This window comes from Tsuneonella rigui, assembly GCF_003958625.1.
GTDB lineage: Bacteria > Pseudomonadota > Alphaproteobacteria > Sphingomonadales > Sphingomonadaceae > Tsuneonella > Tsuneonella rigui.
Map to the genome: position 1 here is coordinate 29,926 of NZ_RSEL01000029.1, position 15,583 is coordinate 45,508.

15 protein-coding genes are annotated in these 15,583 nt (G+C 67.8%); 8 read left to right on the forward strand and 7 right to left on the reverse strand.

Translation table 11 applies throughout. The annotated features are described in order from the left end of the window. The first annotated feature begins 89 nt into the window (after positions 1-89). Together ELY12_RS13390 and ELY12_RS13395 are read left to right on the forward strand one after the other, a co-directional pair. The gene (locus ELY12_RS13390) at positions 90-362 is read left to right on the forward strand and encodes a hypothetical protein (RefSeq protein ID WP_126177216.1); all 273 of its coding nucleotides are present in this window, start codon (positions 90-92) and stop codon (positions 360-362) included. An 87-nt stretch (positions 363-449) separates the two neighbouring features. Further along, complete coding sequence (locus ELY12_RS13395; protein ID WP_126177217.1) at positions 450-1,118, forward strand: DJ-1/PfpI family protein; 669 nt, start codon at positions 450-452, stop codon at positions 1,116-1,118. Here the strand turns inward: ELY12_RS13395 and ELY12_RS13400 are convergent. From ELY12_RS13400 to ELY12_RS13410, 3 genes are all read right to left on the reverse strand, one after another. After that, a complete protein-coding gene (locus ELY12_RS13400; protein WP_126177218.1) occupies positions 1,112-2,116 on the reverse strand; it encodes a serine hydrolase in 1,005 nt (334 codons plus the stop codon). The two genes, ELY12_RS13395 and ELY12_RS13400, sit on opposite strands and share 7 nt — an antisense overlap. Before the next feature lie 124 nt (positions 2,117-2,240). Further along, positions 2,241-4,205, reverse strand: coding sequence for a protein-L-isoaspartate(D-aspartate) O-methyltransferase (locus ELY12_RS13405; protein WP_126177219.1), 1,965 nt, complete (start codon positions 4,203-4,205; stop codon positions 2,241-2,243). A gap of 43 nt (positions 4,206-4,248) precedes the next feature. Continuing rightward, the gene (locus ELY12_RS13410) at positions 4,249-4,656 is read right to left on the reverse strand and encodes a baeRF12 domain-containing protein (RefSeq protein WP_126177220.1); all 408 of its coding nucleotides are present in this window, start codon (positions 4,654-4,656) and stop codon (positions 4,249-4,251) included. Between the two features lie 160 nt (positions 4,657-4,816). Here ELY12_RS13410 and ELY12_RS13415 point away from each other — a divergent pair, with 160 nt between their 5' ends. After that, a complete protein-coding gene (locus ELY12_RS13415) occupies positions 4,817-5,002 on the forward strand; it encodes a hypothetical protein (RefSeq protein WP_126177221.1) in 186 nt (61 codons plus the stop codon). Between the two features lie 156 nt (positions 5,003-5,158). Here ELY12_RS13415 and groL read toward each other — a convergent pair whose 3' ends face one another. From groL to ELY12_RS13430, 3 genes are all read right to left on the reverse strand, one after another. Beyond that, positions 5,159-6,802, reverse strand: coding sequence for a chaperonin GroEL (gene groL / locus ELY12_RS13420; RefSeq protein ID WP_126177222.1), 1,644 nt, complete (start codon positions 6,800-6,802; stop codon positions 5,159-5,161). A gap of 97 nt (positions 6,803-6,899) precedes the next feature. Then, positions 6,900-7,187, reverse strand: a complete 288-nt coding sequence (gene groES / locus ELY12_RS13425; protein ID WP_126177223.1) for a co-chaperone GroES — start codon at positions 7,185-7,187, stop codon at positions 6,900-6,902. A 118-nt stretch (positions 7,188-7,305) separates the two neighbouring features. Further along, the gene (locus ELY12_RS13430) at positions 7,306-8,700 is read right to left on the reverse strand and encodes an MATE family efflux transporter (RefSeq protein ID WP_126177224.1); all 1,395 of its coding nucleotides are present in this window, start codon (positions 8,698-8,700) and stop codon (positions 7,306-7,308) included. 107 nt (positions 8,701-8,807) lie between these two features. Here ELY12_RS13430 and ELY12_RS13435 point away from each other — a divergent pair, with 107 nt between their 5' ends. The 5 genes from ELY12_RS13435 (at position 8,808) to ELY12_RS13455 (ending at position 13,388) form a co-directional block, all read left to right on the forward strand. Then, positions 8,808-9,338, forward strand: a complete 531-nt coding sequence (locus ELY12_RS13435) for an acyloxyacyl hydrolase (RefSeq protein WP_126177225.1) — start codon at positions 8,808-8,810, stop codon at positions 9,336-9,338. A gap of 71 nt (positions 9,339-9,409) precedes the next feature. Then, positions 9,410-9,856, forward strand: a complete 447-nt coding sequence (locus ELY12_RS13440) for a c-type cytochrome (protein ID WP_126177226.1) — start codon at positions 9,410-9,412, stop codon at positions 9,854-9,856. Further along, positions 9,856-11,631: a monovalent cation:proton antiporter-2 (CPA2) family protein gene (locus tag ELY12_RS13445; RefSeq protein WP_126177227.1), complete on the forward strand. Its 1,776-nt coding sequence runs from the start codon at positions 9,856-9,858 to the stop codon at positions 11,629-11,631. The genes ELY12_RS13440 and ELY12_RS13445 overlap by 1 nt, the downstream gene beginning before the upstream one ends. Next, positions 11,628-12,809: a saccharopine dehydrogenase family protein gene (locus ELY12_RS13450; RefSeq protein ID WP_126177228.1), complete on the forward strand. Its 1,182-nt coding sequence runs from the start codon at positions 11,628-11,630 to the stop codon at positions 12,807-12,809. The genes ELY12_RS13445 and ELY12_RS13450 overlap by 4 nt, the downstream gene beginning before the upstream one ends. A 66-nt stretch (positions 12,810-12,875) precedes the next feature. Next, positions 12,876-13,388 (forward strand): DoxX family protein, encoded by a 513-nt coding sequence (locus ELY12_RS13455; RefSeq protein ID WP_126177229.1) that lies wholly within the window; start codon positions 12,876-12,878, stop codon positions 13,386-13,388. A gap of 3 nt (positions 13,389-13,391) precedes the next feature. Here ELY12_RS13455 and ELY12_RS13460 read toward each other — a convergent pair whose 3' ends face one another. Further along, entirely contained in the window at positions 13,392-15,518 is a 2,127-nt protein-coding gene (locus ELY12_RS13460) for a TonB-dependent receptor (protein WP_164549516.1), read from the reverse strand. Between the last annotated feature and the right edge of the window lie 65 nt (positions 15,519-15,583).

Here is a 15,583-nt window from a genome sequence, read left to right on the forward strand (position 1 = left end):
TTGCAGTGCCACAAAGCTGCCATTATTTAGGGACGGCACGGTGGCCTCACCGAGCGTCCTTAAACCGCTGTTCAAAGGAACAACGAACTATGCGTAAGATCCTTCTCGCCGCCGCCGCTGGCGCCGCTGCCCTGACCCTGTCGGCTTGCTCGGAAAAGACCGAAGACGCCGCCGCCGAGACCGCCGATTCGGCTGCTGCCGACGCCTCGGCTAACGCTGAAGCCGCCGGCGAAGCCGTCGACAGCGCCGCTTCGGACACCGCGACTGCCGCCGCCAACGCTTCGGACGCCGCGACCGACGCTGCCGCCGCCGCCGAAGCCGACGTGCAGGGCGAGTCGACCACGGAAGCCAAGGCCGACTAAGCCTTCGCATTTCGCGAAACAAACGGGAGGGCGGTGCCGCAAGGCGCCGCCCTTTTCGTTTGTCCGCCGGACGCATAGGATCGCGCGATGACCAAGGTGCTGTTCGTCCTCTTCCCCGGCGTCACCCAGCTCGATTTCACCGGGCCCGCGCAGGTCCTCTCGCGCCTGCACGGCGCCAGCACATTTGTCGCCGCCAAGACACTCGATCCGGTCGCGACCGATTCCGGCTTTGCCATCCTCCCTAACGTGACGTTCGCGGATGCAGAGCAAGCCGACATCTTGTGCGTGCCTGGCGGACACGGGGTGGCCGAGGCACTGGGCGATGCCGAGACGATAGAGTTCATCGCGAGTCAGGCTTCCGGCGCGAAGTGGGTCACCAGCGTGTGCACCGGCGCGTTCCTGCTCGGCCGGGCGGGCTTGCTCGAGGGCAAGCGCGCGACCACGCACTGGGCTTATGCGCACCTCCTGCCGCTCGTGGGTGCCACGCACGCGGCTGGGCGGGTCGTCGAGGACGGCCATACGATCACCGCGGGCGGAGTGACGGCCGGAATCGATTTCGCGCTCACCCTGGTCGCGCGTGAAGCGGGACAGGATCACGCCGAGGCGGTGCAGCTATCGCTCGAATATGATCCCGCGCCGCCATTCGCCGCGGGCAATCCCGCCAGCGCCGGGCCTGCGCGCACGGACATGCTCAAACAGCGGGTGTACGATGCCGCCGCGGCACGGATGGCCGCGGCGCTTAGCGCCGGTCAGTAGCTGGCGGAGGCGTAAGCCCGCGCGGGCTGTGCCTGGTACCCATCGTAGAGCGCGCGGGCGATGCTCGCGATCTTCGCGTCGCGTGCCTCGCGTGAGCCCTGCCCCGTGACGTAGATCGCCACCGCGATGGCGCGGCCGTCGGGCGTGTTGATGATGCCGATGTCGCTCGCGGTATTGCTCAGCGTGCCGGTCTTGTGCGCCACCCGCGCATCGTCGGGCAGCATCGCGCGCATACGGTGCGTGCCGGTGCGGCAGCGGCCCATCGCGCCGAGGATCACCTTACGGCTGCTCTCGGCCAGGAACTTGCCCTGGTAGAGGCCGGTCAGCAGGCGGACCATCGCTTCGGGCGTGGCGCTGTCGCGGATATCGACCGTGCGGGCCGGATCGATCTCACCGTCGTCGCGCACCAGGGTGGCGATGTCGCGGGTCAGGTTGAAGTTGGCGATCCCGTTACGGCGCGCCCAGTCGTTGACCACGCTGGTCCCGCCGACCGCAGCAAGCAGCGCGTCGGTCGCCTGGTTGTTCGAGCGGGTGATCATCATCTCGATGAGATCGACCGCCTTGTAGTACTTGCCCGGCACCACCGGCGCCTTGGCGCTGGAGAAGCGCTTGGAAGCGACCGGCACCATCAGCGGAAATTCGCTCGTCAGCGTGAAGCGGCCGCGCTCGACCCCTTCCATGAAGGTCGCCGCGATCGCGATCTTGCTGGTCGAGGCCATCGGGAAGCGCTGATCGCCGAGCACCGAAACTTCGCGGCCGCTCGCGAGATCCACTGCGTAGACGCCGATCCGGCCGGCGGAGCCATCGGCGATCCGCGCAATGGTCGCGTCGAACGGACTCTGGACGCGCACTTGCGCGACCATCGGCGTGCGCGCCTGCGTGCCGAGCGCCGCGTCGAAGGCACTATTGAAGTCGCCGTCGGCCGCCTGAGCCGTCGTCAGGCTCGTGAACCCCAGCGCCAGAGCGGCGCACCACCGTGCTATGCGTCCCAATCCCATGACCCCCAGACTATCCCGTCATGCTTCACAGGGACTTAACGGCGGCCAGAAAATTGGCGCAAGGGATGCGCGACGAAAAGTGTCCCTCGCGCGATATGGAGAGCCGAAGGCGGGAACTATTCGGTCACGAACCGAACGGAAAAGTGTCCGGCACGCCTTCGTGCGGCTCGTGTCCGGCGGGTTCGAGCGCGCTGGTCTGGTCGAACCAGACATAGCCATTGAACTGCTCGGGCAGCACCGCCTCGCTGTAGTGGCTCCACCGCTCGGTCTCAGGGCGGTAGATCACGCCGATGAAACGTTCCAGCCGCGGTTGCGCGAGACGCGAGCGTAGCGCGTCGTCGGCACCGGGCAGGAGCAGGAAGCGCTCGATCCCGGTATCGTGGCACAACCGCTCGTAGCTGTCGGAGCGCGATGGGAGCACCCGCTTGACTTCGCGGTCGCCGTCCCAGTCGGTCGCCGCCGAGACCGTACCAGCATGCGTGCCGAACCCGATCAGCGCGACCTCGTCGCCCCATTTCTCGCGCGCGAGTTGGCCGATGTTATGCTCGCCGCGCACCGCGCCCATGTCGGTCGCGCGGGCATCGCCGATGTGGCTGTTGTGCGCCCACACGACTGCCTTTGCCTGGGGACCGCCGTGCTCGAGCAGGTGTTCGAGCGTGTCGGCCATATGCTCGTCGCGCAGGTTCCAGCTGTCCGCGCCGCCGTAGTACATGACCCGGTAATAGCGCTCGGCTGAAGCGACGAGGCGCGCGTTCATCGCCGCCCCGAATGCCTCGCCGTCGTTTTCGAGCGCGTCCTGCAGCATCTCGCGGCACTGCGCGATGACCGCCTCCTCGCACCAGCCGAAGCCGTGGGTCAGCGCTGCGCGGCCATAGACGGCGGGATCGTCCTGCCACGGGGTCAGGCAACCGTACCGTTCGCGGGCCACGGCGGCGGCTTCGGGATCGTTCTCATCGAGGTACGCCAGCACCGCCTCGATCGAGCCCGACATGTTGTAGATGTCGAGGCCGTAGAAACCGGCCATGTCCTCCGGCCCGCGGTCGCGGTTGATCGCGTGGAGATCGTGCATCAGCCGCGCGATCACCGGGTTGCGCCACATCCACGTCGGGAAGCGGCGGAACGGGCGTTCCGCGCCCTCGCGCGCCGGCTGGTGACCGATCGCGCGGTTGAGCACCGCGGCATCGGGCCAGTCCGCCTCGGCCGCTACGATGGTGAAGCCGTGCCGTTCGACCAGCCGCTTGGTGATTGCCGCGCGGGCCTGGTAGAATTCCAGCGTGCCGTGGCTGCATTCGCCGAGCATGACCACGCGCTTGTCGGCAAATCGGTCGAACGCCTCGGCGAACGCCGGGTCGTCGATTGGCGGCAGCGGGACCGCATGCTGCGCGATCAGCTCGGGTAGCGACTGCGCGCGGGCGGGCCGGTGGTCGCTCGCGGTGCGCACGCCGTCCTCGGGCACCGCGCCGGGCAGGAGCGGAACGAAGCGGACAGGCGCGAGATCGTGGCTCTCCCACTGCTCCTCGCTCGTACGCTCGATGCAGCGCAGTTGCTGAACGTCTTCTCCGCCGACGGGAATGATCAGCCGGCCGCCGACCTTGAGCTGCCGTTGCAGCGCGTCAGGGACCGCATCGCTCCGCGCGGCGACCAGGATGGCATCGAACGGCGCTTCGGCGGGCAGGCCTTCCATGCCATCGCCGGCGAGGACGGTGCAGTTGCCGTAGCCGAGCGCCTCGATCCGCTCGCTCGCCTCGCGCGCCAGCTTGCCGTGGCGTTCGATGGCGAAGACCTCGTCCGCGATGCGCGAGAGGACCGCGGCCGCATAGCCCGATCCCGCGCCGACCTCGAGCACACGGTCGCCCGGACCGATCTCCGCCGCATCGATCATGCTGGCGACGATCCACGGCTGGCTAATCGTCTGCCCTTCGCCGATCGGCAGCGGCCCGTCGCGGTAGGTGAATTCGCGCAGGCCCTCCGGCACAAAGTCCTCGCGCGGAACTTCCCGGAATGCGTCGAGCACGCGCCGGTCGGTGACCCCGCGGCGGGCGATCTGGCGCTCGACCATGCGGGCGCGTGCGGTCGCCCCGCCGCTCATGCCGAGGCGACGGGCCAGGGCACGCAGCGGGCGCACGCCGGGCTCACGCCTCTGCCAAAACTCGCTCGATCTCGGGCAACGGCGAGTTCGTGAGGTCCTTGGCGAGATCGCCGACGATGCGGGCCTCCAGCTCCTGGTGGCAATGCTGGCGGATCTGGCCGAGCGTCTTGGGATCGGCGGCGATCACCACCGGCTCCTTCGCGCCGTTGAGCGTCGCCTTGTTGAACCACTCGGCGATCGCGGCGCCGTGCGCCAGCTCGTCGACATCAGTGCTGCCGTTGCGCTGCCCGGCCGGGTCCTGATGACGCACCCCGGCGCTGAAGTTGGTCAGCAGGAGGTCGGGCTCGCTGACCTTTTCGAGCTTGGGCTCGAACGGCTGGCCGACGTTCCGCATGATGACGAGCCGCTCGCCATTGGCGAGTGCGACGAGGGCCTGGTGCGGGATCTTCATGGGGGCGTCTCTCCTTCGTATGCGAAGGGTCAACGGCAGGCGGGCAGCTTAGTGCCCGCCGGCTTCGGCGTGATGGAAGGCGCCCGCGACAGGCTGAGTTATCGTTAACGCGGTGGTGACTGCGGGCGGGTAGAACGCTTCTCAACTGGAGAAGGTTCGCATGAAGTTCGTTCCGCTTCCCTCGCGCGGGGGCAATTACCTCGTGGTCGCATCGAACGTGGCGTGGCTGCGCAGCGATGAGAACGGCCAGACCAAGGTTGGGATAGTCGGCGGGCAGCCACTGCTGGTGACCGGCTCGGTCGAGGAGATCGCCGAGATCATCCTGCGCGAGACCCGCGGGGAATAGTAGGCATAGAAAAGGGCCGGAGGATTGCTCCTCCGGCCCTCTTCTACTTCTGGCGGGCCGACTCGGGCAAAGCCCGAGTCGTCAGACGGAGCTTCGCTCCGCTGGCCGGACCGGCGCGAGCGCCGGCTAGCCTGAGCTAGCCGGGCCGCTATCCGGTCAGAAACCCATATCGCCCATGCCGCCCATGCCGCCGCCGCCCATGGGCATCGCCGGCTTGTCGTCGGGCTTCTCGCTGATCGCCGCTTCGGTGGTGATCAGGAGACCGGCGACCGAGGCCGCGTTCTGCAGCGCGGTGCGGACGACCTTGGTCGGGTCGATCACGCCGGCCTGGACCAGGTTCTCATAGGTATCGGTCGCGGCGTTGAAGCCCAGCTGCTCATCGTTGCTGTCGATCAGCTTGCCCGAGACGACCGCGCCGTCATGGCCGGCGTTCTGGGCAATCTGGCGCACCAGCGCGGTGAGCGAGCGGCGGACGATGTCGATACCGCGGGTCTGGTCCTCGTTGGCGCCGGTCAGGCCGTCGAGGGCCTTGGCCGAGTACAGCAGCGCAGTGCCGCCGCCCGGGACGATGCCTTCCTCGACCGCGGCGCGGGTCGCGTGGAGCGCGTCGTCGACGCGGTCCTTGCGCTCCTTCACCTCGACTTCCGAGGCGCCGCCGACCTTGATCACCGCCACGCCGCCGGCGAGCTTCGCCAGCCGCTCCTGCAGCTTCTCGCGGTCGTAGTCGCTGCTGGTCGCGTCGATCTGGGTACGGATTTCGCCCACGCGCGCCTTGATGTCGTCGGCCGAGCCGGCGCCATCGACGATGGTGGTGTTGTCCTTGTCGATCGACACGCGCTTGGCCTGGCCGAGCATGCCGACGGTGACGTTCTCGAGCTTGATGCCGAGGTCTTCGGAAATCATCTCACCCTGGGTCAGGATCGCAATGTCCTGCAGCATCGCCTTGCGGCGATCGCCGAAGCCGGGTGCCTTGACCGCCGCGACCTTGAGGCCGCCGCGCAGCTTGTTGACCACGAGCGTGGCGAGCGCCTCACCCTCGATGTCCTCGGCGATGATCAGCAGCGGACGGCCCGACTGCACCACCGCCTCGAGGATCGGCAGCATCGCCTGGAGCGACGACAGCTTCTTCTCGTGGATCAGGATATAGGGGTTATCCAGCTCGACGGTCATCTTGTCGGGGTTGGTGATGAAGTAGGGGCTGAGATAGCCGCGGTCGAACTGCATGCCCTCGACGACGTCGAGCTCGAATTCGAGACCCTTCGCCTCTTCGACGGTGATCACGCCTTCCTTGCCGACCTTCTCCATCGCCTCGGCGATCTTCTCGCCGACTTCGCGGTCGCCGTTGGCCGAGATGATGCCGACCTGGGCGATTTCCTGGCTGCCCGAGACTTCCTTCGAGCGGCCCTTGATGTTCTCGACGACCTTCTCGACCGCGAGGTCGATGCCGCGTTTCAGGTCCATCGGGTTCATCCCGGCGGCGACCGACTTCATGCCTTCGGTCACGATCGCCTGGGCGAGCACGGTGGCCGTGGTGGTGCCGTCACCCGCGTTGTCGTTGGTCTTCGAGGCCACTTCGCGCAGCATCTGCGCGCCCATGTTCTCGAACTTGTCCTTGAGCTCGATCTCCTTGGCGACGGTGACGCCGTCCTTGGTGATGCGCGGCGCGCCGAAGCTCTTGTCGATCACGACGTTGCGGCCCTTCGGGCCAAGCGTGACCTTGACGGCGTTGGCGAGGGTGTCGACGCCGGCGAGAATGCGTTCGCGCGCGTCGCGGCTGAACTTCACGTCCTTGGCAGCCATGTCTTGTGTCCTTCTCTATGATTCTGATCCCCCGCGAAAGCGGGGGTCTGGTGCGATGACGACTGGGGTCCCCGCCTTCGCGGGGACTCACGGCTTGTCAGCCGACGATCCCCATGATGTCGCTTTCCTTCATGATCAGCAGGTCTTCGCCGTCGATCTTGACCTCGGTGCCGGACCACTTGCCGAACAGCACGCGGTCGCCGGCCTTCACCTCGAGCGGGTGAACCTGGCCCTGCTCGTTGCGGGCGCCGGTGCCGACGGCGACGATCTCGCCTTCGCTCGGCTTTTCCTGCGCGCTGTCGGGGATGATGATGCCGCCGGCGGTCTTGCTGTCGGCCTCGATGCGGCGGACGAGAACGCGGTCGTGCAACGGACGGAATGCCATGTCGCTTACCCTTTCGTAGGTGGTGAGAATGGTTTGGCACTCCCGCATGGAGAGTGCCAGCACGCGGCCATTTAGTGCGCGTCAGATGGGCGTCAAGCGGCCCGGGACAAGATTCTTGTCAGGCCGTGCGGATCGTCAGCCCGAGCGCGTCGCGCTTCGACCAGCGCCACGTGAGCAGGCCAGCCGCAAAGACCAATCCGATCGCCAGCCCGACCCACACCCCGAACCCTTGGAGCGGAGTGAAGAAGCCGAGCCAGATCGCCGTGCCATAGCCCGGCACCCAGTAGCTGAAGATCGCAATCGCCATCGGCACGCGGGTATCCTGCAGTCCGCGCAGGGACCCGGCGGCAACTGCCTGCACGCCGTCGAACAACTGGAACGCGGCGGCCATCGTCATGTAGCTGATGGCGAAGGCCACCATCGCCGCGTTCGCCGGCGCGGCCGGATCGACATAGATGCTGAGCAACAGCTTAGGCGTGAACAGCATGGCGGCGGCGGTCAGGCACATGAACCCTGCCGCCACCGCGATACCCAGCCAGCCTGCCCGGCCGATCGCCGCGCGGTCGCCGGCTCCAAAGTGATAACCGACCCGGATCGTCGCCGCCTGGCCCACGCCGAAGGGTACCTGGAATGCGAGTGCGGCGATCTGCAGCGCGACCGTGTGACCGGCAAGCTCCGACTCCCCGATCCGGCCCATCAGCAATGCCGCGCCGCTGAACAGTCCGGCTTCTGCGATGATGATCACCATCACCGGGCTGCCGACCCGCACGATCTCGCGCAGGCGCGACCATTCGGCGCGCCACCAGTTGCCGAAGATGCGGTACCGCCGCAGCCGCCGGTCGCGTCCGATCGCGACGAGATAGCTCGCGAGGACGAACAGCGAGGTGCACACGCTCGCCAAGGCAGAGCCTTCCAGCCCGAGCGCGGGCGCGCCCAGATTGCCGAACACGAACACCCAGTTGAACAGGAGGCTCGCGCCTAGCGCCAATCCGGTGATGGCGGTGGCGAAAATCGGCCGACCGAGCGCAGAGACGAAGTTTCGCAGCACGCTGGCCGCCACCATCGGGATCATCGCCCACATGATGATGCGCAGGAAATCGCCCGCTCGCGCCGACAGCGCCGGCGTCTGTCCGCTCGCGAGCATGATCGCTTCGCCGAACCAGCAGACCGCCATGCCGACCAGCCCGGTGGCGACCGCCAGCCACAGGCCCATGCGAACCGAGCGGCGGACTTCGCGCACCGCGTGGCGCCGGCGGCCGAGTTCTTCCGCGATCAGCGCCGCGACGATCCCGGTAAGGCCGGAGAACGCCCACATGACCAGGCCGAATAGCGCGATGGCGAGCGCGGACGCGGCCAGCTCGCGCTCGCCCAGCCGCGCGACGAAAATCACGTCGACAGCATGGACCAGCATTTGCAGCAGGTTGGCGAGCGCCAGGGGCCAGGCGAGCGCCAGCGTCGCGGACAGCTCGGTCCGCCAGGGCGCGTCGCGCGTCGAGATGGCTGCGTTCGGCATAAAGCCGGCCCGGATAGGCGCGCGTGTGCCCATCACAAAGGGCAAGGTTGCGCGATCGGACAATTGGCTTCAGCTTGCGGCAAGCTTGCCACAGCCAGGGGCGCGCCATGAAGATCGCACTCGCTTTCGCCGCCGTTGCCGGCGCGCTCCTGTCCGCCGCACCGGCCCACGCGGGCGAGGTCTACGGCGGCGTATACAAGCACGCCGTCGATACGCTGTTCACGCTCGATACCCAGGAGAGCGGCGCGGACCTGCAGCTAGGCTATCGGTTCGATCCGGTGGTGCCCGTGGCGAAGATCCAGCCGTACGTGTTCGGCTCGGTCAACAGCGACAAGGGCGGGACCGATTTCGTAGGTGTCGGGCTCAGCCGCAAGTTCAACCTTGGCGGAATGTATGTCCGTCCCGGCGTCGGGCTGGTGGTCCACGACGCGCCCTCGCTACGCTCCAACCCCGCCACCGGCCTGCGCACCGATCTCGGCAGCCGGGTGCTGTTCGAGCCGGAGATCGCGCTCGGTCTCAATGTCGCCCCGCGCGTCAGCGTCGAGGCGAGCTGGGTGCACATCTCCAACGGTCAGATTCTCGGCAAGCAGAACCCGGGGATCGACATGATCGGCGTGCGGGCGAACCTGAAGCTGTAGCGGCTCGCCCTTTGACCGGGGCCGACTAATCTTTACATGCATCAGGGCGCATCCGGCGCCCGGAGTGATGCATGATCCGCCTAGCACTTGCCGCATCGCTGCTGCTTGCCCTCGCCGCCTGCGGTCAGGCCGCGCGCGAGAGCGACAACCCCAAGCCCGACGCGACCGCCGGCACCCAGGGCGAACGCCCGGCGCAAGCGGTCGCCGAAGCATCAAAAGCCGCCGCGGGCGAGCCGCCCGCCGCATTCGTCCAATGCAAGATTTGCCACACGACCGAGCCGGGCAAGCACTTGATCGGCCCGTCGCTCGCAGGCGTTTACGGCAAGCCGGCGGGCGCGGCGGCGGACTATCCCTACAGTGCCGCGCTCAAGCAGGCCGGGCTGACCTGGGACGATCCGACGCTCGACCGCTTTCTCGATGCGCCCATGAAAACCGTGCCCGGCACCCGCATGACCTATGCCGGGCTTAAGGACCCGGCCGCACGACGCGAAGTCATTGCTTACATGAAGACCCTTTGATGGAGCACGCGGAAGCCAGTCACTTCCTGCGCGACGGGGTGGTCATGCTGGGCTTCGCGCTCGGCTTCGTGCTGCTGTTCCGCCGCCTCCGGCTGGGTGCGACCTTGGGCTACCTTGTCGCGGGCGTGGTGATCGGGCCGCAGGTGCTGCACCTGACCGGCGATCCTGAAGGCAAGATCGCCTTCGCCGAGCTCGGCATCGTGCTGCTGCTATTTATAGTCGGACTTGAGCTTGCGCCGCAGCGACTGTGGCAGATGAAGCGCGAAATCTTCGGGCTCGGCCTCTTGCAAGTGCTGCTGTGCGGCGCGGCGCTGACGCTGGCGATCGGCTTTGCGACCGGGTTCACCTGGCCCGCGGCGATCGCGCTCGGGCTGCCGCTGGCGCTGTCGTCGACCGCGCAGGTGCTGCCGATGCTGCAGTCGGCGGGCCGCCTCAAGACCCCGTTCGGCGAGCGGGCGTTCTCGATTCTCCTGTTCCAGGACCTGTCGATCATCGCGATGATCACAGTGGTCGCGGCGCTAAGCCGCAACCCGGCCGATGCGGGCGGGCCGCCGGGCTGGCAGCTGATGCTGATGACGGTCGCGGCGATCGCCGGCCTGATCCTGGTAGGGCGGTTCGTGATCCGTCCGCTGTTCCGCCTGATCGGACGGCTGGGCGAACGCGAGATGTTCATCGTCGCGGCGTTGTTCACCATCGCCGCTTCGGCCGGAACGATGGAGCTGCTCGGCCTCTCGACGGCGCTCGGCGCCTTCCTCGCCGGCGTGATGCTGGCCGACACGCCCTATCGGCACGAGCTCGAAACCGACGTCGAGCCGTTCCGCTCCATCCTCCTTGGACTGTTCTTCCTCGCGGTCGGGATGATGCTCGACCTTCACGCCATCGCCGAGCGGCCGCTGTTCGTCCTCACCGCCGCGGTCGGGCTGATCGCGATAAAGGCGGCGGTGATGGGCGGCATCGCGCTCGCCATCGGCATGAGCTGGCGCAACGCGCTCGCGCTCGGCCTGCTGCTGAGCCAGGGCGGCGAGTTCGGCTTCGTGATGTTTGCGCAGGCGCAGAACGGCCTGCTGATCAGCCCCGAGGCGGCGAGCCTGTTCGGCGCGGTGGTGACGCTGTCGATGGCCTCGACTCCGATCCTGATGATCCTCACCGCGCCGCTGCGTCGCACGCCGCAATCGACCGAGCGGCGCGAAGCCCCGCGCTCCGACGGCGCGGGCGCGTTGGTGATCGGCTACGGCCGGTTCGGCCAGACCGTGGCGCAGATGTTGATGCTGAGCGACATCAAGGTGACCCTGATCGACCGCGACACGCAGATGATCGACACCGCCGGCGAATTTGGCTCGAAAGTCTATTTCGGCGACGGCACGCGGATCGACCTCTTGCGCCAGGCGGGCGCGGCCGAGGTCGACGCGCTGCTGTTCTGCATCGACGGCAAGCAGCTCGACGCCGCCATGCTGGAAGCGATTCGCGAGGCGTTTCCCCGCCCCAAGATCCTCGTCCGCGCCTACGACCGACGCACGCTGGTGGACTTGCGCGATGCGCCGGTCGATTGCGCGGTGCGCGAGCTACATGGCTCGGCGATCACGATGGGCCGGGCGGCGCTCGAGATGCTCGGCGACAGCCTGCAGGACATCGATGAGGCCGAGGAAGAATACCGTCGGCGTGACGACTTGCGGCTCGGCCTGCAGATCGAGGCCGGCGACTACCGCGCGGCGCGCGACATGGTAGTCTCAGAGCAACGCAACCCGATCAGCTGGCGCAAGAGGAAACAGGCATGAGCAAGGCCGAACGCGAATTCGACATCGTGGTCTATGGCGCGACCGGCTACACCGGCCGCCTCGTCGCCGAGCACTTCGTGCGCGAATACGGCGGCAAGCCGGGTGCGCCGAAGTGGGCGATGGCGGGACGCAGCCTCGACAAGCTCGCCGAGGTGCGCGACGCAATCGGCGCCCCCAAGGACACCCCGCTGGTGGTCGCCGATGCGAGCGATCCGGGCACGCTCGACGCGATGTGCCACCGCACCCGCGTGGTGCTGACCACGGTCGGCCCCTACCAGCTATACGGCAGTGAACTGGTCGCCGCATGCGCGCGCACCGGCACCGACTATGCCGATCTGTGCGGCGAGCCCGGATGGATGCGCGAGATGATCGACGCCCACCACGAGCAGGCCAAGGAGAGCGGCGCGCGGATCGCGTTCTCCGCCGGGTTCGATTCGATCCCGTTCGATCTCGGCGTGCTGATGCTGCAGGAGGAAGCGAAGAAGCGCTTCGGCAAGCCCGCGCCGCGCGTGCGCGGGCGGGTGCGCGACATGAAGGGGACTTTCTCGGGCGGCACCGCGGCGAGCTTGACCGCGACGATGAAGGCAGTGGCGAAGAACCCCAAGCTGGTCAGCCTTCTCGCCAGCCCGTTCGCGCTGACGCCTGGCTTTGAAGGGCCCGACCAGCCCGCCGGGATGATCCCGCACTATGAGGACGATCTCGGCCGCTGGGCCGCGCCGTTCATCATGGCGACGATCAACACCAAGAACGTCCACCGCACCAACTTCCTGCGCGGCCACCCGTGGGGCGAGGACTTCCGCTACGACGAGATGATGCTCACCAGCCCCGGCGAGGCGGGCAAGGCAGCGGCGAACGCGGTGGTCGAGCTGCTCAAGAACCCGTTCGGCGCCAAGCCGCCCGCGCCCGGCGAGGGGCCGACGCCCGAGGAGCGTGAGAGCGGGCACTACGACGTGCTGTTCGTCGGCGAGATGCCGAGCGGCGAGAAGCTGCGTTACGCGGTGAAGGGGCGCTACGATCCGGGCTACGGCTCGACCAGCCGGATGCTCGCCGAGACCGGGATGGCGCTGCTCGCCAACGACGCGGACGGCGGCATCGGCACGCCCGGCTCGATCCTCGGCGAAGCGCTGGTCGAGCGGTTGCGTGAGCATGCCGAGATCACCTTCGCAGTGGAGGACTAGCGCTCCGGCACCTTTATCCATGTGAATGCGTTGAACGGGTCGAAAACGGGGAAAGGAACCAGAACAATGTCCGCCATCGCCGCATTTCTCGGTCGCTTGATGCTCGCGCTTCTGTTCGTGCTGTCGGGAATCCCGAAGATCATGGATCCGTCGGGCACCGCGCAGATGCTCGCATCGAAGAGCCTGCCCGCCAGCCTCGCCATGCCGACCGGTATTTTCGAGGTCGTCGCCGGCCTGTTGCTGGCGCTCGGCATCATGACCCGGCTGGTCTCCTTCCTCCTCGCCGGGTTCACGCTGCTGACTGTGTTCTTCTTCCACAACCAGTTCGGCGACCCGATGCAGGCCGCGCAGGCGTTGAAGAACATCGCCATCGCCGGCGGCCTGCTGGTGGTGTTCGCCTATGGCCATATGCGCTGGAGCTACGATCACATGCGCGCCGCGCGCCGCGGGGAGGTCGCGACCCGCGACGCCGAGGTCCGTGCGCACGAAGCCGAGCTGCGCGCCGCCCGCGCGGAGGGCGCGGCCCACGCGGCAGGTGCGACGGTGGTCGAAGAACGGCCCAAGCGCCGCTGGTTCTGAGCCCTAGAAGCTGACCCGGACGCTCGCCTCGAAGTTGCGTCCGGGCAGCGGGGTGTAGTCCTTGGTCAGGCTAGTCGCGAGGCGGCCGGTGGCGTTGAACAGGTTGTCTGCCTTCAGCAGCAGGGTGACGTTGTCGTTCCCGCGCACCGGCCGCCACGCCAGCGAGGCGTTGACGAAGGTGTAGCCATTGGTCGGGGTTTCGTTTGCCGCGATCTTGGTCTGGTCGTCCGACCAAGCGACCTCGCCGCGCGCGGTGAACGCCCCGGCCGTGCCCTCTAGCGCGCCGAACAGGCTCAGCGGCGGGATGCGCGGCACGTTGGCGCCGTTGCCGAGTTTCGCGCGCACGTACGACCCGCGCAGCTCGCTCTTCAGTGCGAAGCCACCCGAGCGCAGCAGCGGCGCGTCGATCTCGCCCTCAATGCCGTAGTAGTCGGCATCACCCTGGCGGAACTCGTAGACCGGCGCATCGTCGATCTCGGTGCCGGTGTTGGCCTCGTAGATGTAGCCCTTGAAGCGGTTGTAGAAGCCGGTGAGCGACAGGTCGGTCGCGCCGATCCGGCCGCGCGCGAACACTTCGCCGCCGACCGCGCGCTCGGGGCGCAGGTTCGGGTCGCCGCGTTCGTAAGTCTGGGTCGCCTCGTGATAGCCATCGACCAGTAGTTCTTCCGGGCTCGGCGCGCGCGCAACGCGGTTGGCGTTCACGCCGATGTCGAGCCCCGACGGAAGCGAATAGGTCAGCCCGAGCGCGCCCGAAACGGTCGAAAAGCCGCGGTCGAAAGCGAGGTCCGGAGCCGAGACCGTTGCGTGCTCGTAGCGACCCGCGAGCTGCAGCCGCAGGTTTTCGGCGAGCGGAATCTGCTGAAGCGCGAACACCGCGATCGATTCCGACAGGTTGCGCGGCAGGATCTTTTCGTCGCCCTCGGTATCGAGATGGCGGAAGGTATATTGCACGCCGGTCGAACCGGACCAGTCCGAGCGTTCGGCCTGGATCAGCTCGGCGCGCGCTTCCATGCCCTCGACGTTGAACACCGTTCCCGGCTCGTCGCCCTCGAATTCGGTGTGCTGGTAATGGCTGTAGGCCGCGCGGCTCTCCAACCGGTCGAACAGCCCATCGCCCAGCGAGAGCACCGCGCGCAAGTCGCCGCGCCACTGCTTGAGGCCGATCGAGCCCGGCTCGCTGTCCTCGCCGCCGGGCCGGGTGGGAACACCGTAGAAGGTGTCGTAATAACCAAGCGACGCGCCGATATTGCTGTCGCCGTTGAAGAACGCGATGCCGCCGTTGGCGCTGTAGGTTTCGGAGCCACTGTTGGGCAGCACACCGCGCTGGTTCGCCTGACCGCGCAGGGTCGCGGCGAAGGCGGGATCGGTCGCCGCGATCGCGTCGGCTTCGCTCAGCAGCTCGGCGCGCAGCGGCGCGGCGACGGTGAAGCCGGGGACCGAGACATCGCCGGTCTTGCTGTACGAGCCATCGATGTGCGCCGCGAACCCGCCGCCGAGCGGGGCGTCGATCGAGGCAGCGCCCTGGCGCAGGTTGGCGACCGTGTTGCCGCCCACCATCGCATCGAAGTGCACCGGCTCATCGGGCAGGCGCAACGGAATGCGCTTATCGATCACGTTGACCGCGCCGCCGATCGCCTGGCTGCCGTAGAGCAGCACCGCGGGCCCGCGCAGCACGTCGATCCGCTCGGCATTGAACGGATCGACCGCGACCGCGTGGTCGTCGGACACGTTGGAAGCGTCGATCGAGCCGATCCCGTCGATCAGCAGCTTGACCCGGTTGCCCGAGAATCCGCGCAGCACCGGGCGCGAAGCGCCAGGGGCGAACCCGCTCATCGAAACGCCGGGCTGGTTCATCAACACCTCGCCGATCTGCACCGCCTGGTTGCGCTGCAGCTCCAGCCCCTCGACCGCGGTGGTGCCGGCGAGCATGTCGAGCCGCTTGAGCCCGTTCGCGGTGACGGTGATCTGGCCCGAATCGGCCGCCCGGCTGTGGAGGTCGTCGTCCGCCTGCGTGGTATCGTCGGTGGCTTGCGGGTCGTCCTGCGCCAGCGCCGGAGCGGCGGACGCGAGAATGGTGGTGGCAAGGAGGAGCGGCAGGGCGCGGCGCGCGGCATGATGATATATAGTCACGCGGCGCCCAGTAGCGGCGCGTGCAGAGCGCGCAAGTCCGTTGTTCGCTGCAACTGACGAACGGC

Coding starts and splice junctions, on each gene's coding strand:
- ELY12_RS13390 (WP_126177216.1), top strand. CDS start 90: ATGCGTAAGATCCTTCTCGCCGCCGCCGCTGGCGCCGCTGCCCTGACC.
- ELY12_RS13395 (WP_126177217.1), top strand. CDS start 450: ATGACCAAGGTGCTGTTCGTCCTCTTCCCCGGCGTCACCCAGCTCGAT.
- ELY12_RS13400 (WP_126177218.1), bottom strand. CDS start 2,116: ATGGGATTGGGACGCATAGCACGGTGGTGCGCCGCTCTGGCGCTGGGG.
- ELY12_RS13405 (WP_126177219.1), bottom strand. CDS start 4,205: ATGAGCGGCGGGGCGACCGCACGCGCCCGCATGGTCGAGCGCCAGATC.
- ELY12_RS13410 (WP_126177220.1), bottom strand. CDS start 4,656: ATGAAGATCCCGCACCAGGCCCTCGTCGCACTCGCCAATGGCGAGCGG.
- ELY12_RS13415 (WP_126177221.1), top strand. CDS start 4,817: ATGAAGTTCGTTCCGCTTCCCTCGCGCGGGGGCAATTACCTCGTGGTC.
- groL (WP_126177222.1), bottom strand. CDS start 6,802: ATGGCTGCCAAGGACGTGAAGTTCAGCCGCGACGCGCGCGAACGCATT.
- groES (WP_126177223.1), bottom strand. CDS start 7,187: ATGGCATTCCGTCCGTTGCACGACCGCGTTCTCGTCCGCCGCATCGAG.
- ELY12_RS13430 (WP_126177224.1), bottom strand. CDS start 8,700: ATGCCGAACGCAGCCATCTCGACGCGCGACGCGCCCTGGCGGACCGAG.
- ELY12_RS13435 (WP_126177225.1), top strand. CDS start 8,808: ATGAAGATCGCACTCGCTTTCGCCGCCGTTGCCGGCGCGCTCCTGTCC.
- ELY12_RS13440 (WP_126177226.1), top strand. CDS start 9,410: ATGATCCGCCTAGCACTTGCCGCATCGCTGCTGCTTGCCCTCGCCGCC.
- ELY12_RS13445 (WP_126177227.1), top strand. CDS start 9,856: ATGGAGCACGCGGAAGCCAGTCACTTCCTGCGCGACGGGGTGGTCATG.
- ELY12_RS13450 (WP_126177228.1), top strand. CDS start 11,628: ATGAGCAAGGCCGAACGCGAATTCGACATCGTGGTCTATGGCGCGACC.
- ELY12_RS13455 (WP_126177229.1), top strand. CDS start 12,876: ATGTCCGCCATCGCCGCATTTCTCGGTCGCTTGATGCTCGCGCTTCTG.